Raw genomic sequence first — 5,318 nt, 5'->3', positions numbered from 1 at the left:
TGCAGGGTTGGGGAACGGGTCAACCTGCTACTCCACCTGGAATGAATAATCAACAACAGGTTAATTATGCAGCACAGAACAGAATTGAAAGCCCTACCAATAATGTAAATAATAGTAATCATAATGTCTCATGGACAACAGGTGGTAGTCAAACAGGAGCTACAACTACTGATACAATGAAACTAACAAACCTGTCTGGTAAAGAAAATACTCCATCCTAGTATTTCTATATTGCACGTTAAAAAAGATTAAAGAAAATATATAAATTGGACTCTTAAGATGAAAAAATTGCTTTTTATATTATTAGGGCTGACAAGCTTAAATATCTATGCTAATGGTTGTGGTGGAGAATACCAACCTGCAACAGGTACTTGTCGGATTATTGACAGTTCAGGTCGGCAGATTTTGTATAATGTTGGGAAACCCCAATCTTCCAATAACAGTTCCGCTCAGACAAAAGTTATTAATATTGATATTCCTTCAAAATATTTGGCATGGGCTATTAATCTGAAAACTGGTGTTTCAGCTGGTGCAATGGATATGGATTCACTTGAAGCAGCCAAAAAACTAGCTATTAAAACCTGTGAACAAGGTGGGAAAAACGCCCCATGTATAGTTGCAAAATGGGTAAGAAATGGCTGTCTTGCAGTTGCACAGGGTAAGTATAAAGGTAAATGGAAAACCTTCTATGGTGTAGATGACCCTGGACGTAGCGAAACTAATGCATTAAATCAATGTAATAAAGCAACTGGCGTGACACAGTGTAGAATTACTACTTCTGAAGGTTGTGCTCTACCTCATTTTTAAGAGATATAATCAATCTAAAATTTCAGATATCTCACCTTAAAATTTCATTTATCATTTATATAGTAGAGTAAATTATGAAATTCATTTCAACAATTACTGCCTTGGTAATGGGCTTTTCTTCAGTTACCGCTATGGCTGCCAATCCCCTCAATCCTCCGAAAATGGGGGGGGACGAGCGTTTGGCTTGCGAAGCGCTTATGTGCTTGGTCAATCCGGCATCTCAACCATCTGAGTGCCAATCTGCTTTAAGAAAGTTCCACTCTATCAAGCATAAACATGGACATGATACGATTACCGCACGACGCAATTTCCTAAAAAAATGCCCTGCTCAGGATCGTTCTGGTTTTGATGATTTTATTGATTCAATCATCAAGTAATTTTTGCTCATTAAAGAAAAGGCCGTCTGATATTCAGACGGCCTTTTGTAAATAGTCGGTTTCTCCCCCATCTTTATTTTATGCCTTCTGTTCAAAAAAACAGCACCCCTGTTTCAAAAATGGCTATACTATGGACTGGCAACCATCTTTTCCAGCGTGATGCTTGGCGTCATGGCGGAAATCTCTATGGATCTAGTAGGCAATATCGCCATTACCGATGCAGTATCCAATATTGCTTCGGCACTGACCGGCGGAAACGTCGGCGGTATTATGCAGACAGTTACCCAACAGCTGGGCTTGGGTCTGATGCTCTCTACCCTATTGATTACCGTACCGCCTATGGCAGGTGCCTGGTTTAATGGCATGATGGCTACATACTCTGGATACAATGCAATGCAGGGTTGGGGAACGGGTCAACCTGCTACTCCGCCAGGGATGAATAATCAACAGCAGCATGCTAGTTATAATGTACAGAATAGAGCTGAGATCTCCAATAACCCTCAATCAAATAGTTTTCAGCAACCAATCTGGACAACTGGTGGTGGTCAGACAGGGAGTACAACCACCGATGCCATAAAACTGACTAACCAGCCTAGTAAAGGAAATACACCATCCTAGTTCTCTAGATTGAGACTTACAAAAGATTAAATAAAAATATAAAGATTGGACTCTTAAAATGAGAAAATTACTTTTTGTATTATTTGGGCTAACAAGCCTTAATGTCTATGCCAATGGCTGTGGTGGAGAGTACCAGCCAGCGACAGGAACCTGTCGTATCATTGATAGTTCAGGTCGGCAGATTTTATATAATGTTGGAAAACCACAATCTTCCAATAACGGTTCTGCTCAGACGAAAATTGTTAACATCGATGTTCCTTCAAAATATTTGGCACTAGCTATCAATATGAAGACAGGTCTATCTGGTGGTGCACTTGATATGGATTCTCTTGAGGCAGCCAAAAAACAAGCTATTAAAACCTGCGAACAAGGAGGTAGGAATGCCCCATGCAAAATTGCAGTATGGGTTAGAAACGGCTGTCTTGCTGTCGCACAGGGTAGGCATAAAGGCAAATGGAAAACTTTCTATGGTGTAGATGACCTTGGACGAGCTGAAGCTAATGCATTGAATCAATGTCATGCAGTCTCAGGAATAACACAGTGCAGAATTACTACTCAGGAGGCGTGCTCATTGCCTAGATACTAAATATCTGCAATTTTAATCACTTCCCTTTCAAATTTCATTAAATAACAGAGTAAATTATGAAATTCATTTCAACAATTACTGCCTTGGTAATGGGCTTTTCTTCAGTTACCTCTATGGCTGCCAATCCCCTCAATCCTCCACAGATGGGTGGTGATGAGCGGCTGGCTTGCGAGGCGCTTATGTGCTTGGTCAATCCGGCATCTCAGCCGTCTGAGTGTCAATCTGCTTTGAAAAAGTTTCACTCTATCAAGCATAAACATGGACATGATACGATTACCGCACGACGCAATTTCCTAAAAAAATGCCCTGCTCAGGATCGTTCTGGTTTTGATGATTTTATTGATTCAATCATCAAGTAATTTTTACTCATTAAAGAAAGGCCGTCTGATATTCAGACGGCCTTTTCTTTTACAAAGAAGTTTTCATCGCCATGACTCTCTTTATCGGCTTTGCGCCCCATCTTTATTTTATGCCTTCTGTTCAAAAAAACAGCACCCCTGTTTCAAAAATGGCTATACTATGGACTGGCAACCATCTTTTCCAGCGTGATGCTTGGCGTCATGGCGGAAATCTCTATGGATCTAGTAGGCAATATCGCCATTACCGATGCAGTATCCAATATTGCTTCGGCACTGACCGGCGGAAACGTCGGCGGTATTATGCAGACCGTTACCCAGCAGCTTGGCTTGGGCCTGATGCTCTCTACCTTGCTGATCACCGTACCGCCTATGGCAGGTGCCTGGTTTAACGGCATGATGGCTACATACTCTGGATACAATGCAATGCAGGGTTGGGGAACGGGTCAACCTGCTACTCCGCCAGGGATGAATAATCAACAGCAGCAGGCTAATTATAATACGCAGAATTTCTCCAAAACTTCTGACAGTACTCCACCAACTAATGTCCAACAATCAGTATGGACGACTGGTGGAAATCAGCCTGGAAGCACAACCACCGATGCTATAAAATCTGCAAGTCAGCCTGGAAAAGGACCAAATCAATCATAATAATAGTTCTATGATTGCCATATATTGACTATTGACAAAAAATCTAACAAAAGATTGGACCTAAAATGAAAAAATTGCTCATTATATTATTAGGGCTAGTAAGTCTTAATGTTTATGCAAATGGCTGTGGAGGCGAATATCAACCTGCAACTGGTACCTGCCGTATTATCGATAGCTCTGGTCGGCAAATTATATATAATGTCGGCAGACCTCAGTCTTCCAATAGCGGCTCTACCCAACCCCAAATTATCAACATCGATGTCCCTTCAAAATACGGTGCTTGGGCATTTAATCCTAAAACTGGTATTGCAGGTGGCGCACTTGATATGAATTCTCGTGAGGAAGCAGAAAGAGAAGCCATTAAAACCTGTGAGCGAGGAGGTAGAAATAAACCATGTAAGATAGGTGTTCGTGTACGAAATGGTTGTATTGCCGTTGTTCAAGGTAAATTGGGAAAAAAAGTAAAAACCTTCTATGGAACGGAACGTTTCCCTGGTGATGCCGAGCCATCTGCCTTGAGAAAATGTCACGCATCTGGAAGCTCTCAATGTTCTATCGTTGCCAATGAAGGTTGTTCATTGCCTAAATTTTAATAGACAGAGGCCATCTGAAATTTCAGATATCTACCTTTACTAATTCCATTCAATAACAGAGTAAATTATGAAATTCATTTCAACAATTACTGCCTTGGTAATGGGCTTTTCTTCAGTTACCGCTATGGCTGCCAATCCCCTCAATCCTCCGAAAATGGGGGGGGACGAGCGTTTGGCTTGCGAAGCGCTTATGTGCTTGGTCAATCCGGCATCTCAACCATCTGAATGTCAATCTGCTTTGAAAAAGTTCCACTCTATCAAGCATAAACATGGACACGATACGATTACCGCACGACGCAATTTCCTAAAAAAATGCCCTGCTCAGGATCGTTCTGGTTTTGATGATTTTATTGATTCAATCATCAAGTAATTTTTGCTCATTAAAGAAAAGGCCGTCTAGAATTCAGATAACCCTTTCTTTTACAAAGAGCCGCCAATTTGCAAAGCCTTTTCAAATCGCCCTCAAAATCCAACCACTTTTTCTATCCAAATTGTTTATATTAAAACTTACAGGCTTAATCTCATCTTTTCCGATATAGGTTGTAGCTTTTATATAGACATAAATGCCGTCTGAAACAACTTGACACCATCTGCAAAGTGGCTCGAACAAATAAAGAATGGTTCATTTTGTTCAGATTTTTCCCTTTTTACCCCACCAAAACCGAGGTCATACTGAGCGAGCCTGTAATCAGCTTATCGTTGAAAAACGTAACCTCATCTTGCAGTTCGCGTAATGCCATGATGTACAGCAAGGACAAGTAATGATCTGGCGTTGGCACGGAAAGCTCGGCTTTTTCGCCTAGTTGCTCATAATGCACCAAGGTTTCATCATCCTGAGTCGCAATTGCCTGATTGACCGTTTCACGAAAAGCAAACGCCCAGTCATAACCCGCACCGATTTGGTCAATATGTTCCCAACTTAACGCCCTAAGATTATGCACAATATTGCCGCTGCCGATAATCAGCACGCCTTGTTCTCGCAAGGCAGATAATTTTTTCGCCAAGTTGAAATGCCATTCCGCCGATTGCAAACGGTTAAGGCTAAGTTGTACCACGGGAATATCGGCATCGGGATAGAGAAATTTCAACACCGCCCATGCCCCATGATCAAAACCACGCGTTGGGTTCAGCTCGACATTTTCCGGCTGTAATAATGACCGCACTTGCTCCGCCAACTCAGGCGAACCGGGCGCAGGATATTGCACTTGACTGAGTTCATCAGGGAAACCGTAGAAATCGTAAATCATTTCAGGGTGTTCACCTGATGTTACCTGTAAACGGCTACTGTACCAATGCGCTGAAATCATCAAAATAGCTTTTGGTTTGGCAA

9 protein-coding genes and 1 pseudogene are annotated in these 5,318 nt (G+C 41.7%); 9 read left to right on the top strand and 1 reads right to left on the bottom strand.

What is annotated here, in order from left to right:
* The 9 genes and pseudogenes from HMPREF2608_RS11555 to HMPREF2608_RS05695 form a co-directional block, all read left to right on the top strand.
* Nucleotides 1-221: pseudogene (locus HMPREF2608_RS11555) on the top strand (hypothetical protein); the annotation flags it as partial.
* A gap of 58 nt (nt 222-279) precedes the next feature.
* Complete coding sequence (locus tag HMPREF2608_RS05725; RefSeq protein ID WP_070826280.1) at nt 280-807, top strand: DUF4189 domain-containing protein; 528 nt, start codon at nt 280-282, stop codon at nt 805-807.
* A 74-nt stretch (nt 808-881) separates the two neighbouring features.
* Nucleotides 882-1,184, top strand: coding sequence for a TrbM/KikA/MpfK family conjugal transfer protein (locus HMPREF2608_RS11070; RefSeq protein ID WP_084824581.1), 303 nt, complete (start codon nt 882-884; stop codon nt 1,182-1,184).
* Nucleotides 1,185-1,235: 51 nt separating this feature from the next.
* Nucleotides 1,236-1,802, top strand: a complete 567-nt coding sequence (locus HMPREF2608_RS05720; protein ID WP_349267270.1) for a type IV secretion system protein — start codon at nt 1,236-1,238, stop codon at nt 1,800-1,802.
* Between the two features lie 58 nt (nt 1,803-1,860).
* Nucleotides 1,861-2,388 carry a DUF4189 domain-containing protein gene (locus tag HMPREF2608_RS05715; protein ID WP_070826279.1) on the top strand — a complete coding sequence of 176 codons (528 nt, stop codon included), beginning with the start codon at nt 1,861-1,863 and terminating at the stop codon, nt 2,386-2,388.
* A 56-nt stretch (nt 2,389-2,444) separates the two neighbouring features.
* Nucleotides 2,445-2,747 (top strand): TrbM/KikA/MpfK family conjugal transfer protein, encoded by a 303-nt coding sequence (locus tag HMPREF2608_RS05710; protein ID WP_070826278.1) that lies wholly within the window; start codon nt 2,445-2,447, stop codon nt 2,745-2,747.
* A gap of 90 nt (nt 2,748-2,837) precedes the next feature.
* Nucleotides 2,838-3,395, top strand: coding sequence for a type IV secretion system protein (locus HMPREF2608_RS05705; protein WP_283122292.1), 558 nt, complete (start codon nt 2,838-2,840; stop codon nt 3,393-3,395).
* Nucleotides 3,396-3,460: 65 nt separating this feature from the next.
* Nucleotides 3,461-3,988, top strand: coding sequence for a DUF4189 domain-containing protein (locus tag HMPREF2608_RS11065; protein ID WP_083318783.1), 528 nt, complete (start codon nt 3,461-3,463; stop codon nt 3,986-3,988).
* A 67-nt stretch (nt 3,989-4,055) separates the two neighbouring features.
* Nucleotides 4,056-4,358 (top strand): TrbM/KikA/MpfK family conjugal transfer protein, encoded by a 303-nt coding sequence (locus HMPREF2608_RS05695; protein WP_070826276.1) that lies wholly within the window; start codon nt 4,056-4,058, stop codon nt 4,356-4,358.
* A gap of 277 nt (nt 4,359-4,635) precedes the next feature.
* Here the strand turns inward: HMPREF2608_RS05695 and ygiD are convergent.
* A partial coding sequence (gene ygiD, locus HMPREF2608_RS05690; protein ID WP_070826275.1) for a 4,5-DOPA-extradiol-dioxygenase occupies nt 4,636-5,318 on the bottom strand: 683 nt, incomplete at its 5' end.

Origin of the sequence: Neisseria sp. HMSC064D07, from assembly GCF_001837185.1 — a bacterium.
Classification (GTDB): Bacteria; Pseudomonadota; Gammaproteobacteria; order Burkholderiales; family Neisseriaceae; genus Neisseria; species Neisseria flavescens_C.
The sequence above is the reverse complement of the archived record's forward strand: the minus strand, read 5'-3'. Positions and strand labels throughout refer to the sequence as shown.

What these genes read in the sequence shown, in the direction of transcription:
- HMPREF2608_RS05695 (WP_070826276.1), top strand. Translation starts at nt 4,056, where the DNA reads ATGAAATTCATTTCAACAATTACTGCCTTGGTAATGGGCTTTTCTTCA.
- HMPREF2608_RS11070 (WP_084824581.1), top strand. Translation starts at nt 882, where the DNA reads ATGAAATTCATTTCAACAATTACTGCCTTGGTAATGGGCTTTTCTTCA.
- HMPREF2608_RS05710 (WP_070826278.1), top strand. Translation starts at nt 2,445, where the DNA reads ATGAAATTCATTTCAACAATTACTGCCTTGGTAATGGGCTTTTCTTCA.
- HMPREF2608_RS05725 (WP_070826280.1), top strand. Translation starts at nt 280, where the DNA reads ATGAAAAAATTGCTTTTTATATTATTAGGGCTGACAAGCTTAAATATC.
- HMPREF2608_RS11065 (WP_083318783.1), top strand. Translation starts at nt 3,461, where the DNA reads ATGAAAAAATTGCTCATTATATTATTAGGGCTAGTAAGTCTTAATGTT.
- HMPREF2608_RS05715 (WP_070826279.1), top strand. Translation starts at nt 1,861, where the DNA reads ATGAGAAAATTACTTTTTGTATTATTTGGGCTAACAAGCCTTAATGTC.